We start from the raw sequence: 17,037 nt of genomic DNA on the forward strand, positions 1-17,037 counted from the left end.
TTACGCAATTTATTTCCTGTGGGGCGTTCCATAGCATTTCCTGGAACGCCCCTGGAACGGCTGGAACGCCCTGGAACGGAGCGTTCCAAGTCGTTCCTGAAAAATCTTGAAGGCCACTTACAAGCGAAAGGAGACCTCACATGACCCGGTCTGCAGCACCTGTCTCGACCTTCCCCGGCTCGCAGATCCTGGCTCAGTTCGCGCGTTCGCTCATCTCCCTCGCCAAAGCTTTCAAGGATCGCCGAGAGGTCAAGAACCTCGCCGAGTTCGATGAACGCATGCTCAAGGATATCGGCCTAACGCGCAGCGATGTGGTGAGCGCTCTGGCGGAGCCCATCCATCACCATCCGTCATGGGTGTTGGTTCGATGTGTCGGGCGTCCCGCAGAGGTTCTCAGGTCGACTGCCGCACGCAAGCCGCGGCCCGTGGTTCCGCTTGTGAGCCGCGTTTAAGACTTCTTGGAGCCTGTTCCCCAGGCATCTTCGAGGATCGATTGAAGGGACGTGAGATATTGCATCTGCATCTCGCGTCCCTTTTCCATCATCTCTCCCCATGAGGATGAAGACGAGGGTGCTGGTTCCTGCGGCTTTTCGGGAGCCGGCATCTGCATAAAACCTGCCATCATGTCCAGGAATGGATTGGCGGCCGGCTTCTTCTCGGGCTCCGGAGCCTTCATCCATGCGGCCCATAGCTCCGCCCAGGGATTGGTCGCTTCCTGCTTGGGCTTCTCTGCCGTACCAGGTGACGTGAAGGTTTGGACAGCCTGAGACTGTGCCGTCATCCATTGAGCCAATCCGCCCGCGAGAATACCCGCATAGATGGGCAGGATCTGCTGCATCGTCTCGACGCCGATGCCGGCGAAATCCGCAGCCTGATGCGCAACGCGACGGCTTGCCTCATCCGAGCCGAAGAGCTGGTCGAGCAGCTTTCGACCCTCCTGCTGGGCCTGCGCAGAGAAGGTCCGCCCTGCCATCTGCCAGAAATTCTGATAGCCGCTGCTCATCAGGGACTGAAGGAAGCGGTTGGGGTCATTGCTGGCCATGGCATGCTGCAGCCCCATGACGAAGGCCGGCATGAGGGCAGCCATGGCTCGTTGCTGCTGATCGCCCGAGAGCTGGAACTGCCGCCCCAAGGCCTCGATGCCCGCTTGGGTCTGCGCCTGTCGCATCAGATCGAACCAGTTGAACATGGCAGACTCCTCGAACGCTTTGCGCCTATGGTGTTGGAACAGCTTGCCTCTCCAAACGCCGGATTGTCCAGAAGGCAGTGATGATGGCTGCAATCCCGAACACGATCGATCCGGCCCCAATGCCGATCAGCGCGCCCTTGGGGCCTCCGATCTGCGCCCCGAAATAGGCGAACGGGATCATGCCCAGCGTCGCCCGTCCCCAGTTGAAGAAAGTGGAGAGCAGAGGGTAACCGAGATTGTTGAACGAGGCATTGGCCACGAAGACGAGGCTGATGAAGAACCAGATGAAGCCGCTGAGCTGGCAGAAGAACTGCACCAGCTCGGCCGTGAGCGGCGGCGCATTGAAGGCGATGACGATGGGCACCTGCAGCAGGAAAAGCAGGAGCCACACGCTCAATATATAAACGACCATGAAGGTGAGAGAGTCCTTCAACGTCTGCCTCATGCGGTCATAACGCCCGGCGCCCCAGTTCTGTCCAAGAACGGGGCCGATGGCGCCGGCCAGGGCAAAGACGCCGGCAAAGGAGACGGGCGTCACGCGGTCGATGATGGCAGAGGCTGCGATCGCCTGATCGCCAAACTGAGCCATGATGCCGGTGAAGAAGGCGTTCGCTGCGGGAGCAGCGAGGTTGGTGAGGATCGCGGGAATGGCAATGGCGAAGAACGGCCTCGCATCGCGGATGACCGATTGCAGGCTGGGTTGTGTGAGCAATCGGTGAGTGCGCGTGAGATAAAGATAGCCGACGACGAGATAGGCGACACGCGCAAGATTGATCGTCCAAGCGGCGCCGTCAGCTTTCAAGTCCATGACGAAGATCGTGATGGGATCAAGGACGACCGTGACGATAGCAACCGAGAGCGTTGCATACATGCTGCGCTTAGCATCGCCAGCAGCACGTAAGATCGTGGAGAATGCCATACCGAGCGCCATCAGAGCATTCGTCGGCAAGGCAATCCAAAGGAAGCCCTGCGCCACCTGGAACGCTTGGCCGCTCGCGCCCATCGCTCCCAGGATTTGAGGCAGGAACGGCAGCACGATCAAGCTGACGACTGCGCCGATCATGGTCATGAGAATACTGCCGGAGGTCGCAAGCCGCCTTGCATCCTCAGGCTGACGCGCCCCGAGTGCGCGCGAGACCAATGCGCCAATGGGGATCATCAGGCCGACATTGATGGAGACCGTGAAGAACATCACGACGGTCGCCAAGCCGACACCCGCCGTCATGCTCGGATCGTTCAGCCAGGAGATGTAGAGCAGCGAAACCAGGTCGACGATGAAGATGGCGATCAGGCCTGCGGCTCCCGTTCCTGTCATCACGAGAACATGGCGCATGGTCGAGCCTTGCACGAAGACCGGAGTGTCAGTGCGAGTCTCTGCTGTGCGTTCCGCAGAGGTCGCATCCATCAGAGGGCTCCCTCGCCGAGGATGTCGCGCGTTTCAGGGCTCAACGCCTTGGCCTTGCCGGTCGGGGAGGTGAGGGGCTCAGGCGCAATCCTGGCCCCCACCACGAGCTCCGCGCCGCCCATCGCGCCAATCTCTTTCTGGAGGAACAAGCGCGCGATGTCGCGCTTGCGCACATCCTGCGCCGCACTGGCAGCGACTTCGGCTTCGACCCCGAGTTCTTCGAGCGCCGAGCGACCGAAGACGATGGCGGATTCGAACGTTTCGCGAAGCTGGTAATCGACGCCAATCTGCAGCAGCTTCACCGCATGGATCCGGTCGAACGCACGCACGAAGCTCCGGGCACTCGGAAAGTTTTCGTGAAGGATCTCGGCGATCCTCTCGATCGTGTCAGGCTCGTCCGTGCAGACGCAGATCATCTCTGCCTTCTCAGCGCCGGCCGCGCGCAGCACGTCGAGGCGCGTTCCGTCGCCGTAGTAGATCTTGAGGCCGAAGCGAGCCGCATCGCGGACACGCTCCACGTTCTTGTCGATCACGGTGGCGTTGATGTTCCGCGACAACAGAACCTGATTCACGATTTGCCCGAAACGTCCGAAGCCAATCACCAGAACCCGGCTCGAACGCTCGCTCTCATGGCCCAGCAGTTCATTCATGTCGGCATGGTCCGCAATGTCCGGGCGGGATTGCAGAGCCTTTTCGACCAGGCTCGAAAAGATCGGGCCGAGCAGCATCGTGATCGCCGCCAGAGCCGTGACCAGTTGCGCCTCGTTCTGCGGCATCAATCCGGCGCTCGTGGCGACGGGCAAGAGCACGAAAGCGAACTCACCGGCGGTGCAGAGCAGCGTGCCCGACCGCAAGCCCTCGCGCCATCTCGCGCCGAATAGACGCGAGAGAATGGTGATGAGCGCAGTCTTTCCAAGGATCACGACCGGAGCCGCAAGAGCCAGCAATACCCATTGCTCCCGTACCAGGGCGAGATCGATGGACATGCCCACGCTCATGAAGAACAGGCCGAGGAGAATGCCGCGGAACGGCTCGATGTCGGCTTCGAGCTGGTGACGGAAATTCGATTCGGCCAGTAGCAGGCCGGCGAGGAACGCACCCATGGCCATGGAGAGGCCGACTTCCTGCATGAGCAGGGCCGCACCCAGCACCACCAGAAGCGCCGATGCGGTCATGACCTCGCGGGAGCCGGTGCGCGCCAGTATGCGGAAAAAGGGATTCAGTCCATAGCGGCCGACCAGAATCACCGCGGCGATGGCGGCGATGGTCTCTCCCGCGGCAAACAGTCGGTCGAGGACTGAGTCCTGCTCCACGGCCACGCCGGAGGCCAGGAGAGGCAGGATGGCGAGAATGGGAACGACCGAAAGATCCTGGAAGAGTAGGATCGCGAAGGAGCGCTGCCCATAAGGAGTTTGCAGGTCGTTGCGCTCTCCGAGCATCTGAAGGGCGATGGCTGTCGCTGAGAGCGCCACCGAGATGCCTGTCACAAAGGCGGCCTTGGGTCCAAAGCCGATGGCAAGCGCTGCCCCGCCGAGGCAAAGCGCGGTTACGCCCAATTGGGTGAACCCCAAGCCGAAGATGTCCCGCTTCATGGACCAGAGGTGGGACAGCTTGAGCTCCAGCCCGATAATGAAGAGCAGCAGCACCACGCCGAGTTCCGCCACAGTCGTAATGGTCTGCGGATCGCCGACGAGTCCGAGAACCGAGGGACCTATGATGATGCCGGCCGCCAGATAGCCGAGCACGGCGCTCAAGCCGATGAGCCGGAAGACGGGCACGGCAATCACGGCCGCCCCGCAGAAGGTCAGGACAGGTGGGAGAAAACTGACGTGAGAGGCTGTGCTGGCCATCGGGCAATCGGAATCCGGTGAGGGGGTGTATCCTTTCTAGGGAGTCTTTTTCCCGAGGGCGAGCCTTTCTTGTCAGAAGCTTGGCCGCGAATAAGCGTCGCTCCCGCTTGACAGGAGCGGCCTCGTCTCGCCACATCGCGGGATCATGACGAAGCCACCCCTCGACATCCTGCTTTGCGCCCCGCGCGGCTTCTGCGCCGGGGTCGTCCGCGCCATCGACGCCGTGGAAAAGGCGCTGGCGATCCATGGAGCGCCGGTCTATGTGCGCCACGAGATCGTGCACAACAAATACGTGGTGGAAAACCTGAAGCGCAAAGGGGCGGTCTTCGTGCGGGAGCTCGACGAGATCCCGGACACCACGGCTCCTGTCATCTTCTCGGCCCACGGAGTGCCGAAATCGGTTCCCGAGGCTGCCCAGGCCCGCAACTTCTTCGCCATCGACGCCACGTGCCCCCTGGTGACCAAGGTTCACCGGGAGGCGCAGGTGCACCACAAGAAGGGCCGCCACATCATCCTGATCGGCCATGGGGGCCATCCGGAGGTGATCGGCACCATGGGCCAGCTGCCGGAAGGGGCGGCGACCCTGGTCGAGACCGTGGACGACATTGCCCGGCTTCAGCCGGCCGACCCGGAGAACCTAGCCTTCGTGACGCAGACGACCCTGTCGGTCGACGATACCCAGGACATGGTGGATGCCCTGAAGGAGCGCTTCCCTTCCATCGTCGGTCCGCACAAGGAAGACATCTGCTACGCCACCACGAACCGCCAGGGCGCGGTCAAGCGCGTGGCGCCGCAGGTCGATGCCATGATCGTGGTGGGCTCGCCCAATTCCTCCAATTCCCAGCGCCTGCGCGAAGTGGCCGAGCGGGAAGGGTGCCCCGTGGTCCGCCTGATCCTGCGCGCCGAGGATATCGACTGGTCGGTGTTCGGGAATGTCCGGCGGCTCGGTATCACGGCCGGTGCCTCCGCCCCGGAAATCCTGGTGGAGGAAATCATCGATGCCTTCGCCGAGCGCTACGAGGTGTCGGTGGAAAGCGTATCGACGGCGGACGAGAGCGTGTTCTTTCCTTTGCCGCGCGAGTTGCGTGAGCAGGCGGCGGAGTAAACGGTGGCAGTCTATACGGAAGTCGGCGACGAGGAACTCGCAAGCTTTCTCGATACCTACGATATCGGCACGGTTCTTTCCTACAAGGGAATCGCCGAGGGTGTGGAGAACACGAACTATTTCCTCCATACCACCAAGGGCTCCTACATCCTGACGCTTTACGAGAAGCGGGTGAGGGAGGCGGATCTGCCCTTCTTCCTCGGGCTGATGCAGCATCTGGCCAACAAGGGCCTGACCTGCCCTCTTCCCGTCAACAACCGCCAGGGTCGGGCTCTCAGCCGGGTTGCCGGGCGGCCTGCCGTGATCATCACCTTCCTGGACGGCATTGCCGTGCGCCGTCCCACCGCCAAGCATTGTGAGTCTCTGGGCGGGGCGCTCGCGAAGCTCCATCTGGCTGGCCAGGATTTTGCGATGAACCGGCCCAATGCCTTGTCGCTCGATGCCTGGGCGCCGCTCTTCGCTCAGGCCGAGGCGCAGGCCGATACGGTTTCAGGCGGTCTGGCGGAGCGCACGAGGCGCGAACTCGCCTATCTGCAGGAGGCCTGGCCCAAGGGCCTGCCCACCGGCATCATCCACGCCGATCTCTTCACGGACAACGTGTTCTTCATCGGTTCCGAGGTGTCGGGGCTGATCGACTTCTACTTCGCCTGCACGGATGCCTTCGCCTATGACGTGGCTATCTGCCTGAATGCCTGGTGCTTCGAGCCGGACGGGTCGTTCAATCTCACCAAGGGTCAGGCCATGCTGGCCGGCTATCAGGCCGTTCGCGCGCTGACGTCGCAGGAGATCGAGGCCCTGCCGGTTCTTTGCCGGGGATCAGCCATGCGCTTCATGCTCACCCGCCTCGTGGACTGGCTCAACGTACCGCCGGGCGCGCTCGTGAAGCCGAAGGATCCGCTGGAATACGACCGCAAGCTCCATTTCCACACCCATGTGAAGCACGCCCGCGAATATGGGCTCGGGGCATGAGCGGCCCTGAGCGTGTCATGATCTACACGGACGGCGCCTGCTCGGGGAATCCCGGACCAGGCGGCTGGGCCGCAATCCTGTTCTTCAAAGGCAGCGAGAAAGAGATTTCCGGCGGGGAGGCTCACACCACCAACAACCGCATGGAGATCAGGGCTGCCATCGAGGGACTGAATGCCCTCAAGCGCTCCTGCGCGGTCGATCTCTTCACGGATTCTCAATATGTGCGCCAGGGCATCACGCAGTGGATGCACAACTGGAAGCGTCGCGGCTGGCGGACTGCCGACAACAAGCCCGTGAAGAACGAGGACCTGTGGCGGGAGCTCGATGACGCAGCATCCCGGCACGATGTGGCCTGGCACTGGGTGAAGGGCCACGCGGACGATCCCACCAACATTCGCGTCGACGAACTGGCGGTGGCCGCCATGCAGCCCTTCAAGAAGGGTGCAAGGTCATAGCCCAATGAAAAAGCCCTTGGCGCCTTCAAGCGAACAAGGGCTTCATTGCGACAGATCGAAAGGATCAAAGATCCTTCAGGATGTTCTCCGCGCCCGAGACCTGGGCCTTGGACGGTGTGTCTTCCACATTGATCGCCTTCACCACGCCGTCCTCAACCACCATCGAGTAGCGCTGGGAGCGCAGGCCGAGGCCGAAGCCTGAGCCGTCCATGGTCAGCTTGATCGCCTTGGCGAAATCGCCATTGCCGTCCGACAGGAACTCGATGCCGTCGGCTCCAGCCGCCTTGCTCCAGGCGTCCATGACGAAGACGTCGTTGACGGCGGTCACCAGGATGGAATCCACACCCTTCGATTTGATCTCCTCGGCGCGCTGCACATAGCCGGGCAGGTGGTTGCGGTGGCAGGTGGGGGTGAAAGCGCCCGGAACCGCCACGAGCACAACTTTACGCCCCTTGAAGAGGTCATCCGTGGTCTTCGCCACCGGCCCGTCCGGGGTCATGACGCGGAAGGTGACCTGGGGAAGGCGTTCTCCAACCTGAATGGCCATGCACAATGCTCCAAAGCTGTTGTTTGAGGATTGCTCTTCACTAGCGCGGCTGTCCGCTGACGTCGAGGCTCACCTGCGTCTCGATGGCCTTGTCCCCTGCAACCAGCGTCAGGGTCAAAGGAATCGGGCCGGATGCATCCTTCGGCCTTTCGTCGACCGACACGGTAAAGCGGTTATCTGCGTCTGGTGTCGATGTTGAGACATACCAGCCGTCCGGTACCTCCGCGAAGAGGACAGGTTTCGTGCCTGATGGCACGCGAACGGCGACATTCAGGGTGGGCCCATCACCGCCAGCCGATTGGACAGACAGCACCGCGAGATCACCCTTGGCTCCTAGGGGTTGCCGAGGAGGCACCTTGGCCATGGCCTCTTCGATGACCTTGCGGTCAGAGCCGCCGTCCGAGAGCGGTACGTTCAGCTCTGCATGAGCCGGGATGCAGATATCCTTGCAGATGCCGTAATCGATGGTCAGCGCCAGCCTGACCGGCTTGTCCGCCGCTGCGGGCTTGACCACAACCGGCAGGACGACCTTGTGGCTGTAGACATAGGAGACGCCAGCCGCATCTTCATAGCGCTTGGGGGCGGGCCATCGGACTTCGACGCTGGCCACGTTCTCCGAGGCCGACCAGTCGAAGCTCGGCGGCAAGCCGGATTCACCAGGATTGCGCCAGTAGGTCTTGAAGCCCTGGTCAAGGCCGATCTCGATGCCAGCGAGCCATGTCTCCCCCTGCTTGCCCCCGGACAACAGGCGGACCTGCGAGTGGAAGCCCTGCGATGATGACGTGGAGGGGAAGGGCTGTCCAAACGCGGGGAAAAAGGACAGAATCACAAAAAAGGCTGATGCGGCGATGCGGAATGTGGTTGTCATGGAACTGACGCCTCCCTGAGGCGCTTCCTTTATGCGTTTTTTCTTCGGGGCTGCCATCCACGATCCCGTGATCGGGTTGTCGGCCCAGCAAGGCAGATTTCGAGACATGAGCTTTCAGCAAACCTCATATGGCGCCGACTCCCCGTATCTCGACGGGCAGGTGCTCGTGGCGATGCCCGGCATGGTGGACGAGCGCTTCGCCCGCGCGGTGATTTATATCTGCGCGCATTCGTCAGAGGGCGCGATGGGTATCATTCTCAATCGTCCTGCTGCAAACGTCACCATGCCGGATCTCCTGGTCCAGCTCGAGATCGTGCCGGAACTGGAGCGGATCCGTCTGCCGGAGCAGGTGGGGCGCATGCAGGTTCTGATGGGCGGGCCCGTGGAGACGAGCCGTGGCTTCGTGCTGCATTCGCCCGATTTCCACATCGCCCAGTCCACGCTGCCCATCGACGACAGCGTGTGCCTGACCGCCACCATCGATATCCTGCGTGCGATCGCTCAGGGACGCGGCCCAAAGAATGCGATTCTCGCCCTCGGCTATGCGGGCTGGGGCGCTGGCCAGCTCGAACTCGAGATGCAGGCCAACGGTTGGCTGAACTGTCCCGCCGATGCCGAGCTCATCTTCACCACGCCTGCCGACATTCGCTATGAAATGGCCCTGCGCCGGATCGGCATCGAGCCTGCCATGCTCTCGATGGAAGCTGGGCACGCCTAATGCTTCAAGCGGCTTCGGTGGTTGCTGCGCCCACCAGTTGGCGGGCCTGCGCGACCGACATCGGCTCGCCGAAAACAGGGCCCTGCGCATATTCGCAGCCGAGCTGATAGAGCTCGATGGCTTCCGACTCGCTCTCCGCACCTTCCGCGACGATCTCCATGCCAAGCTCATGCGCCATCTTGATGATGGAGCGCAGGATGACCGGGTTACCGGATGCCATCTGGCGTACGAAGGACTCATCGACCTTGATCGTGTCGAACGGGAAACGCAGCAGATAGGAGAGGGCGGAATAGCCCGTTCCGAAATCGTCAAGCGAGAGGCCGGCACCGAGATCCCGCAGGCGCGCGAGCATTTGCGCCGAGTATTCCGGGTTCTCCATGACGAGACTTTCCGTCATCTCGATCTTGAGAGAGCCGGGGAGCACCCGCGTGCGGGCGATCACGGTCTTCACTTCCTGCAGCAGATCGTGGCGCAGGAGGTGATGGCTCGACATGTTGACGCTGGCGAATATCGGCGGCTCGACTTCGAGAGCGCTCTGCCAGATGGCGAGTTCCCGCGCCGTGTGTTCCAGCAGGAAAACGCTGAGCTTGACGATGAGGCCCGTCTCCTCCGCAATCGACATGAAATCGTCGGGAGAGATGCGGCCCAGACGCGGGTGATCCCAGCGCAGCATGGACTCGAAGCCTGCAATGGTTCGATCCTCGAGCCGCACGATGGGCTTGAACAGCACCTTCATCTCGTTGCGGTCGAGCGCGTGGCGAAGGTCGCTTTCCATGGTGAAATGGTCGCTGCGATCCGAGCGCATGGTGGGGCGGAACACCTCGATGCGGTCGCCGCCGTGACGCCGGGCATGAGCCATGGCGATCTCTGCGTTGCGCAGAACTTCTTCGCGACGCGCAGCGATCTGCGGATCGTACAGGGCGATACCGATAGAGGCGGTGAGGAAGATCTCGCGATCGGCATAAGTCACCGGCGTGGTGACGATGCGCCGGACCATGTCGGCAAAAGCGATGATGCGGTCGGGCTCCCGCTCCGAGAGCAGGATGATCGCAAACTCGTCGCCCGCAATACGCGCCAGCGTATCCTGTGGCTTGAGCAGGCGGCTCAGGCGACGTGAGAGCGTGAGCAGGATCGAGTCACCGGCCGTGTAGCCCGACTGATCGTTCGTATCCTTGAACTTGTCGATGTCGATGACGAGCACGGTCGGACGTAGGGAATCGTCCTGGCTCGCAAACGTCAGAGCAGCCTCAAGCCGATCATAAAAGAGCTGGCGGTTCGGCAGGCTCGTCAGATTGTCGTGCACGGCATCGAGGAGCAGCCGTTCCTCGGCAGTCTTGCTGCTGGTCACGTCCGACAGCGTTCCGACGATGCGGATCACCTCGCCATCGGAGCCGATCACCGGACGCGCCTTGAGGCGGAACCAGTGATGCGCATTCGAGGAGGAGCGCAGGCGGAAATCCTGCACGAGGCGTCCACGACGCTGCTCGATCACCGTGTCGAGCGCGAGACGGTAGCGGTCCTTGTCGAAGGGGTGGATCAGGTCGAGCCACGCTGAAGCAGGACCTTCGAGAGCGCCGCGCTTCAGGCCCAGCTGGTGCTCGATCTCGGGGCTGACGAAGATGTTGTCGGACACGACGTCCCAATCGAACACGATGTCGCCGGCTCCCGCCAGCGCCAGCGCACGGCGCTCCATGTCGTTGACGAAGCCGCGTGCGAATCCGCCGCCGGCAAAGGCATGCTGCATCACGGTAAAGCCGATGAGCATGACGATCAGCACCAGGCCGCCGATCAGGGCAGGCGGCACGAGATCGGAAGTGAGCTGACCCAGAACCGTGAAGCTCGCGGCTACCGTCCAAGCGATCAGCAGAAGCCAGGTGGGCACAAGCATGATGGCGCGGTCATAACCGTGCGTCGCGAGATGGATCACGAGCACGAAGCCGATGCCGGCGACCGCCGCAATCGACATGCGCGCGACGCCGGACGCCACGGAGGCATCGACGATGGCGAGCAGCAGCAGCGCGCCGAGGAAGGCGAGCCAGAAGGCTGTCACGTGGCTGTAGCGCACATGCCAGCGGTTCAGGTTGAGATAAGCGAAGAGGAACACGAGAAGGGTCGCCGCCAGCACGGCTTCGGCGCCTGCGCGATAGATCTGCTCCGTGACCTCGGAGATCGGGAACACGCGCTGGAAGAAGCCGAAATCGATGCTGGCATAGGCCAGAACCGCCCAAGCCAGCGCTGCCGCGGCCGGGAAAATCAGTGCTCCCTTCACCACGAACACGATGGTGAGGAACAGGGCAAGCAGACCGGCGATGCCGATGATGATGCCCTTGTAGAGCGTCAGACCATTGACACGCTCCTTGTAAGCGTCCGCATCCCACAGATGGAGTTGAGGCAGGTTATCGGTACGAAGCTCGGCCACGAAGGTGACGGTGGTGCCGGGATCGAGCGTAATGAGGAAGACGTCCGCATCGGGGCTATCGGCCCGCTCGGGCCGGATGCCCTGGCTGGCGGTCACGGCGGCGATGCGCGAGGCGCCGAGATCAGGCCAGATCACGCCGGAGCCGGTCAACCGGAAATGCGGCGCCACGAGCAGGCGGTCGATCTGCTCGTCGGTATCGTTGGTGAGCGCGAAGACGATCCAGTCGGGGCGCGTTCCCGACTCGCGTGCCTTGACGGCGATTCGACGCACGATGCCGTCGCGCCCCGGAGCCGTTGAGATTCGGATCTCGTCGCCATCCGACTTATACCGCTCGATAGCAGGGGTCAGGTCGACGGCCTTCATCTTCGGGTCGACGCGCACTGATTCCACCGCCCAGCCGGCCGTCGGCCAGGCGAGCCCCATGAATGCCGCCAAAAGGAAGGCTATGGCGAAAGATACGATCCGCACTGCTTCGGTTCTTTCGTCCGGTCCAAAAGTCGAAGGCGAATTGGTACCGGTCAGGGAGTTTGAGGGCAAGCCGAAGCCTTTACTGGCCCCCACTTGTCCGCATGACTCAGTTGTTATCGTTAACCACGCGCATGGAGCCAGTTTGCGGCGGGATTGAGGAGAAGTGGATATGACGTAGCGGCAGGCGGCGGAGGAAATTAGCCGCGCATGCCCGCCGTGATGACCTCAAGAGAGGGCAGGCCCTTGATGGGGCCGATGGCCGCCACAGTCGGATTGCCCTGCAGGAGGCGACGACCCGCTTCACGGACATGCTCCTGATCGAGGGCGTCCACTTTCTTGACGATCTCGTCGCTCCCTACGATCCGCCCCCAGGAGAGGAGTTGGCGCGCCATGCGCTCGATGCGCCCGCCCGGGGTCTCGAGAGCCGTCAGCAGGGCCACCTTCATCTGTGCCTTGGCGCGGACCATCTCGATCTCGCTGATGTCGGCCGTTGCCTGACGCATGCAGTCGAGCGTGACCTTGGCGAGCTCGTTCACATCGGCCGCCGCCGTTCCAGCGCCGATGCCGAAGAGGCCGCAATCGGAAAAGGGCCAGTGGAAGGAGTCGATGGAATAGGCGAGGCCCCGGGTCTCGCGCACCTCGTGCCAGAGGCGGGAGGTCAGGCCTCCGCCGAGGATATGGGCGAAGAGATGCGTGGCGTAATAGCCGGGATCCTTGAACGAAAGGCCCGGCAGACCCAGCACGATGTTGGCCTGTTCCAATTTGCGCGCAAGACGACGCTCGCCTCCGGTGTAATGTCCGGTTTCCGGCGCACGAATCTCAGCCGCAGGCATCGCGCCGAAGAGGCGCTCAGCGGCGTCGACGATACGGGCATGCTCCACATTGCCAGCCGCTGACAGGGTCATCTTCGCGGGAATGTACTCGCGCGCGAGGAAGGCGCGGATCGTGTCCGCGTCGAAGCTCCTGATCGTGTGGGGGGTGCCGAGGATCGGGCGGCCCACGGGCTGGCCCGCAAAGGCCGTTTCCATGAAAGCATCGTAGATCAGGTCGTCCGGTGTATCCTCGACAGCGGCGTATTCCTGCAGGATCACGCCTTTCTCGCGCGCCAGCTCTGCTTCATCGAACACGGAGTTGATGAGAATGTCGCCGAGCACGTCGAGAGCAACGTCCACGTTCTCGCCGAGCACGCGCGCGGTGTAGCTCGTATATTCGACGCTGGTCGCGGCGTTGATGTCGCCGCCCACGTTTTCGATATCTTCCGCAATCTGTCGCGCGGACCGGCGCGCCGTGCCTTTGAAGGCCATATGCTCAATGAGATGCGAGAGGCCATGCTCATGCGCCTGCTCATGCCGAGAGCCGGTGCCGACCCACACGCCCAGCGTGGCGGTGGCGATTTCCGGCATGCGCTCGGTCGCGACCGTCAGGCCGTTGGACAGTTTCGTGATGTCGACGCGCTTCTCGCGGACGAAATGCTCGTTCATGCAGCCGCGCCTTTGATCGCCCGGGCGCGCTCGCGAATGAAGCGCTCCACCGCAGACTGGTCGTTAGGGAGAACCGAGAAGCTCTCCTTGCGCTCCATCAGATCAGCCATGTGCGGCGGAAGTGCGGGGCGAACGCCCGTGGCGCGCTCGACGGCATCCGGGAACTTGGCCGGGTGCGCGGTGGACAGCGCAACGACCGGCACCTCTGGCTTTTTCTTCAACAGCGCGCGGCCTGCGCGCGTGCCGACGGCGCTGTGCGGATCGAGCACATAGCCTGTGCTCCGATAGGTATTGGCCATCTCGTCCATGACCTTCGCCTCGTTCACGGCCTCTGCCGAGAACTCCTCGCGGATCCGGGCGAGGGGACCTGCTTCGATCATGAAGGCGCGCGACTGGTGGAGGCTTGCCATCAGGCGACGGATCGCTTCGCCGTCTCGGTCGTAAGATTCGAACAGAAGGCGCTCGAAGTTCGAGGAGATCTGGATGTCCATCGACGGTGAGGTCGTGGGCTCAACGCCCTTGATCTCGTATGCGCCGGAACTCAGCGTGCGCGCCAGGATGTCGTTGGCATTGGTGCCGATCATCAGGCGATCGATGGGCAGGCCCATGCGCTTGGCGACCCAGCCTGCAAGAATGTCGCCGAAATTGCCGGTGGGCACGGAGAAGGAAATCGGGCGGTGCGGCCCTCCGAGCGCTACGGCTGCCGTGAAGTAATACACGGCCTGTGCTGCGACGCGCGCCCAATTGATGGAGTTCACGCCCGAAAGCTGCAGATCGTCACGGAAGCGGGCATTGTTGAACATGCCCTTCACCATGTTCTGGCAATCGTCGAAGGTGCCTTCGACGGCGAGCGCATGCACGTTGGGCGAGGCCACCGTCGTCATCTGGCGGCGCTGCACGTCCGACACGCGGCCATGCGGGTAGAGAATGAAGATGTCGACCTGATCGAGACCCTTGAAAGCCTCGACCGCTGCGCTGCCCGTATCGCCCGAGGTTGCGCCCACGATGGTGGCGCGAGCGCCGCGGGCCTTCAGCACATGGTCCATGAGGCGGCCGAGCAGCTGCATCGCCACATCCTTGAAGGCGAGGGTCGGACCATGGAAGAGTTCGAGCACGAAGAGGTTGTCGCCAAGCTGCGTCAGCGGGCACACGGCGGCGTGGCGGAACGAGGCATAGGCCTCGTCGATCATCCGACTGAGATCGGCCTCGGGGATATCGCCATCCACCAGCGGGCCGAGCACGGCCTTGGCGACCTCGGCGTAGGGTTTCCCGGCAAAGCCTTGGATCGTGTCCGCGGTCAGTCTCGGCCATGTTTGAGGCATGTAGAGGCCGCCGTCCCTGGCAAGGCCGGTCAGAAGCGCATCGGAAAAGCCAAGCGCGGGAGCTTCCCCGCGGGTCGAGACATGGAGCACGATCAATCTCCTGGAAATGCGGCGGGACAATAGGAGGAGCGGCCGATTGCGGCAAGCCGCTTCTGGCGCGGCATCATCCCTTGATGCGCTTCCAGACGAAGACCCCGAACACGCCGACGAGGGTGAGTGCGATGCCGTACCAAGTGAGCGCGTATTGCAGGTGGTTGTTGGGGAGTGTCAGCTGGGTCTGCCCGCCGCGCGGCCAACCGCCTGGATTGGGCGTCGTGTCCGCATCGATCAGGAAGGGGGCCACACGCTCCAGCTTACGGGCATCGGCGATGGCATGTGGATCGCGGGCGAACCAGAGATTCTTCTGTGGCTCATCCTTCGGCGTGAAGGCGTTGCGCGCCTCAGGCGCCCGGACGAGGCCGGTGAGTGTCACATCGTCTTGCGGCTGACCCTGCGGACGGGTGGCGGGATCCTTCAGATCTGCGGGCACGAAGCCGCGATTGACGATGACGATGGCACCCGTCGTGAGCCGGAGCGGCGTGAGGATGGAATAGCCTTGGACGGGCGCGCCCTGCCGCGCTCCAGGAGCGAGGCCGTAAACCGGCGCTTCGAGGTCGTGCAGGAAGGTACCGGTGACCCGAACTTTCCGGAACTCATCCTGGTCCGCGCGCCAGGTGGCCCACTCCGTTTCAGGGACGATCGGGCTCGGCTCGCCATAGGCGCGGGTTTCGATCTGCTCGATCAAGCTCTCCTTCCAGGCCCTGCGCTGGAGCTGCCAGGTGCCAAGGCCGATAAGGATCGCAAGGGCAATGAGGGTCGCGAGCAGAGGCAGAAGGAGCGAGCGGCCCTTGTGCAGGCTGGCGGCGGTCACTTCTGGATGCGCCCTTCTTCAGCTTTGTGGTGGTATTGAAGCGCCACCAGCACGCCCTTGGACGGCCGGACGAGCGCAAGACTCAAGATAATGCTCAGGGCCGACCATAGGACGAGGTGGAGCCAGATCGGCGGGGCGTAAGCGAACTCGGCCCAGAGAGCGAGAGCGACCACCACGATGCCGACGATGGACATGACGAAGAAGGCGGGGCCGTCTCCTGAATCGGCAAAGGCGAAATCGAGACCGCAGACCTCGCATTTGGGGCGCACCGACAGGAAACCCTTGAACAGGTGCCCCTTGCCGCAGCGAGGGCACAGGCCCTTGAGACCGGTGACGACAGGCGAGGGAGCGGATTGATCTTGGGCCACGATGGTTCTCCGTGATCGGACCTCTCGTCAGATGGGTAGGGGAGGCCGAAAAGCGAAGGGCGGCTCGAAAGCCGCCCTCGTCAAAACTCAGTGTGAGTGGTCTAGTGCCCGGCAGCGCTTCCGCCGAAGCCCCACACGTAGATGGAAGCGAAGAGGAAGAGCCACACCACGTCCACGAAGTGCCAGTACCAGGCGGCGAACTCGAAGCCGAGGTGCTGCTTGGGCGTGAAGTCGCCGCGGTAGGCGCGCAGCAGGCAGACGGCGAGGAAGATCGTGCCGATGATCACGTGCGCGCCATGGAAGCCCGTCGCCATGAAGAAGGTGGCGCCGTAGATGTTGCCGCTGAAGCCGAAGGCCGCGTGGCTGTATTCGTAGGCCTGCACGCAGGTGAAGATCAGGCCGAGGATGACCGTGAGCCACAGGCCGGCCTTGAGGCCCTGGCGATCGTTCTCGAGCAGAGCATGGTGCGCCCAAGTCACCGTGGTGCCGGAGGTCAGCAGGATCAGGGTGTTGAGCAGGGGCAGGTGCCAGGGATCGAAGGTCTCGATGCCCTTCGGGGGCCACACGCCGCCGAGAGCCTCGACGCGCGAGTAGAGCTGCGGATCACCGGCATAGAGAGCAGCGTCGAAATAGGCCCAGAACCAGGCAGCGAAGAACATCACCTCGGAGGCGATGAACATGATCATGCCATAGCGGTGATGGAGCTGAACCACGCGGGTGTGGGAGCCGGTATTGGCCTCGCGCACCACGTCGCTCCACCAGGAGATCATGGTGTAGAGCACGCCGATGATGCCTGCGCCGAAGATGTAGGGACCCAGGTGCAGGCTGCCGAATGCGATGTCCTTCCACCAGGTCACGAACCCGGAGGCCATCAGGAAGGCGCTGATCGAGCCGATCAGCGGCCAAGGGCTCGGATCAATGATGTGGTAGTCGTGGTTCTTGGCGTGAGCCTCGGCCATTTTA

The 17,037-nt window shown here is 62.8% G+C and carries 16 protein-coding genes; 5 read left to right on the forward strand and 11 right to left on the reverse strand.

The window, feature by feature from the left end; genetic code table 11:
- Positions 1-140: 140 nt before the first annotated feature.
- Positions 141-452, forward strand: a complete 312-nt coding sequence (locus tag AA309_RS21255; RefSeq protein ID WP_047191029.1) for a DUF1127 domain-containing protein — start codon at positions 141-143, stop codon at positions 450-452.
- Here AA309_RS21255 and AA309_RS32345 read toward each other — a convergent pair.
- Genes AA309_RS32345 through AA309_RS21270 form a run of 3 tightly spaced genes read right to left on the reverse strand, consistent with a single transcriptional unit; the run spans position 449 to position 4,444 of the window.
- On the reverse strand, positions 449-1,189 hold the full coding sequence (locus AA309_RS32345) for a DUF937 domain-containing protein (protein ID WP_052954912.1): 741 nt from the start codon (positions 1,187-1,189) through the stop codon (positions 449-451). The two genes, AA309_RS21255 and AA309_RS32345, sit on opposite strands and share 4 nt — an antisense overlap.
- A gap of 25 nt (positions 1,190-1,214) precedes the next feature.
- Positions 1,215-2,594 carry an MATE family efflux transporter gene (locus AA309_RS21265; protein ID WP_047191030.1) on the reverse strand — a complete coding sequence of 460 codons (1,380 nt, stop codon included), beginning with the start codon at positions 2,592-2,594 and terminating at the stop codon, positions 1,215-1,217.
- Positions 2,594-4,444 carry a monovalent cation:proton antiporter-2 (CPA2) family protein gene (locus tag AA309_RS21270; RefSeq protein WP_047191031.1) on the reverse strand — a complete coding sequence of 617 codons (1,851 nt, stop codon included), beginning with the start codon at positions 4,442-4,444 and terminating at the stop codon, positions 2,594-2,596. The genes AA309_RS21265 and AA309_RS21270 overlap by 1 nt, the downstream gene beginning before the upstream one ends.
- A gap of 145 nt (positions 4,445-4,589) precedes the next feature.
- On the opposite strand from AA309_RS21270, the gene ispH reads away from it, so the two are divergent.
- From ispH to rnhA, 3 genes are read left to right on the forward strand one after another with little or no spacing between them, the layout of a single operon-like run.
- Positions 4,590-5,549 (forward strand): 4-hydroxy-3-methylbut-2-enyl diphosphate reductase, encoded by a 960-nt coding sequence (ispH, locus tag AA309_RS21275; RefSeq protein ID WP_150117676.1) that lies wholly within the window; start codon positions 4,590-4,592, stop codon positions 5,547-5,549.
- Between the two features lie 3 nt (positions 5,550-5,552).
- Entirely contained in the window at positions 5,553-6,518 is a 966-nt protein-coding gene (locus AA309_RS21280; protein ID WP_047191033.1) for a homoserine kinase, read from the forward strand.
- Complete coding sequence (rnhA, locus tag AA309_RS21285; protein WP_047191034.1) at positions 6,515-6,973, forward strand: ribonuclease HI; 459 nt, start codon at positions 6,515-6,517, stop codon at positions 6,971-6,973. The genes AA309_RS21280 and rnhA overlap by 4 nt, the downstream gene beginning before the upstream one ends.
- A 64-nt stretch (positions 6,974-7,037) precedes the next feature.
- Here rnhA and AA309_RS21290 read toward each other — a convergent pair whose 3' ends face one another.
- Both AA309_RS21290 and AA309_RS21295 read right to left on the reverse strand, forming a co-directional pair.
- Entirely contained in the window at positions 7,038-7,520 is a 483-nt protein-coding gene (locus tag AA309_RS21290; protein WP_047191035.1) for a peroxiredoxin, read from the reverse strand.
- A 40-nt stretch (positions 7,521-7,560) separates the two neighbouring features.
- Positions 7,561-8,388, reverse strand: a complete 828-nt coding sequence (locus AA309_RS21295) for a protein-disulfide reductase DsbD domain-containing protein (protein ID WP_052954913.1) — start codon at positions 8,386-8,388, stop codon at positions 7,561-7,563.
- Between the two features lie 106 nt (positions 8,389-8,494).
- Here AA309_RS21295 and AA309_RS21300 point away from each other — a divergent pair, with 106 nt between their 5' ends.
- Positions 8,495-9,106: a YqgE/AlgH family protein gene (locus AA309_RS21300; protein WP_047191074.1), complete on the forward strand. Its 612-nt coding sequence runs from the start codon at positions 8,495-8,497 to the stop codon at positions 9,104-9,106.
- A gap of 4 nt (positions 9,107-9,110) precedes the next feature.
- Here the strand turns inward: AA309_RS21300 and AA309_RS21305 are convergent, their stop codons facing one another.
- The 6 genes from AA309_RS21305 to AA309_RS21330 all read right to left on the reverse strand — a co-directional run bounded on the left by AA309_RS21305 (position 9,111) and on the right by AA309_RS21330 (position 17,033).
- Entirely contained in the window at positions 9,111-11,993 is a 2,883-nt protein-coding gene (locus AA309_RS21305; RefSeq protein ID WP_047191036.1) for an EAL domain-containing protein, read from the reverse strand.
- A 197-nt stretch (positions 11,994-12,190) separates the two neighbouring features.
- Complete coding sequence (locus AA309_RS21310) at positions 12,191-13,474, reverse strand: M16 family metallopeptidase (RefSeq protein ID WP_047191037.1); 1,284 nt, start codon at positions 13,472-13,474, stop codon at positions 12,191-12,193.
- Positions 13,471-14,886: a threonine synthase gene (gene thrC / locus AA309_RS21315; RefSeq protein ID WP_047191038.1), complete on the reverse strand. Its 1,416-nt coding sequence runs from the start codon at positions 14,884-14,886 to the stop codon at positions 13,471-13,473. Before thrC ends, AA309_RS21310 begins: the two co-directional genes overlap by 4 nt.
- Positions 14,887-14,959: 73 nt before the next feature.
- A complete protein-coding gene (locus tag AA309_RS21320; RefSeq protein WP_047191039.1) occupies positions 14,960-15,706 on the reverse strand; it encodes an SURF1 family protein in 747 nt (248 codons plus the stop codon).
- On the reverse strand, positions 15,703-16,074 hold the full coding sequence (locus AA309_RS21325; RefSeq protein WP_047191040.1) for a DUF983 domain-containing protein: 372 nt from the start codon (positions 16,072-16,074) through the stop codon (positions 15,703-15,705). Before AA309_RS21325 ends, AA309_RS21320 begins: the two co-directional genes overlap by 4 nt.
- A gap of 101 nt (positions 16,075-16,175) precedes the next feature.
- Positions 16,176-17,033, reverse strand: coding sequence for a cytochrome c oxidase subunit 3 (locus AA309_RS21330; protein ID WP_047191041.1), 858 nt, complete (start codon positions 17,031-17,033; stop codon positions 16,176-16,178).
- Between the last annotated feature and the right edge of the window lie 4 nt (positions 17,034-17,037).

The sequence above is a fragment of the Microvirga vignae genome (genome assembly GCF_001017175.1).
Taxonomy (GTDB): domain Bacteria; phylum Pseudomonadota; class Alphaproteobacteria; order Rhizobiales; family Beijerinckiaceae; genus Microvirga; species Microvirga vignae.

What these genes read in the sequence shown, in the direction of transcription:
- AA309_RS21295 (WP_052954913.1), bottom strand. Translation starts at nt 8,388, where the DNA reads ATGACAACCACATTCCGCATCGCCGCATCAGCCTTTTTTGTGATTCTG.
- AA309_RS21300 (WP_047191074.1), top strand. Translation starts at nt 8,495, where the DNA reads ATGAGCTTTCAGCAAACCTCATATGGCGCCGACTCCCCGTATCTCGAC.
- AA309_RS21290 (WP_047191035.1), bottom strand. Translation starts at nt 7,520, where the DNA reads ATGGCCATTCAGGTTGGAGAACGCCTTCCCCAGGTCACCTTCCGCGTC.
- AA309_RS21310 (WP_047191037.1), bottom strand. Translation starts at nt 13,474, where the DNA reads ATGAACGAGCATTTCGTCCGCGAGAAGCGCGTCGACATCACGAAACTG.
- AA309_RS32345 (WP_052954912.1), bottom strand. Translation starts at nt 1,189, where the DNA reads ATGTTCAACTGGTTCGATCTGATGCGACAGGCGCAGACCCAAGCGGGC.
- AA309_RS21265 (WP_047191030.1), bottom strand. Translation starts at nt 2,594, where the DNA reads ATGGATGCGACCTCTGCGGAACGCACAGCAGAGACTCGCACTGACACT.
- AA309_RS21330 (WP_047191041.1), bottom strand. Translation starts at nt 17,033, where the DNA reads ATGGCCGAGGCTCACGCCAAGAACCACGACTACCACATCATTGATCCG.
- AA309_RS21270 (WP_047191031.1), bottom strand. Translation starts at nt 4,444, where the DNA reads ATGGCCAGCACAGCCTCTCACGTCAGTTTTCTCCCACCTGTCCTGACC.
- AA309_RS21255 (WP_047191029.1), top strand. Translation starts at nt 141, where the DNA reads ATGACCCGGTCTGCAGCACCTGTCTCGACCTTCCCCGGCTCGCAGATC.
- rnhA (WP_047191034.1), top strand. Translation starts at nt 6,515, where the DNA reads ATGAGCGGCCCTGAGCGTGTCATGATCTACACGGACGGCGCCTGCTCG.
- ispH (WP_150117676.1), top strand. Translation starts at nt 4,590, where the DNA reads ATGACGAAGCCACCCCTCGACATCCTGCTTTGCGCCCCGCGCGGCTTC.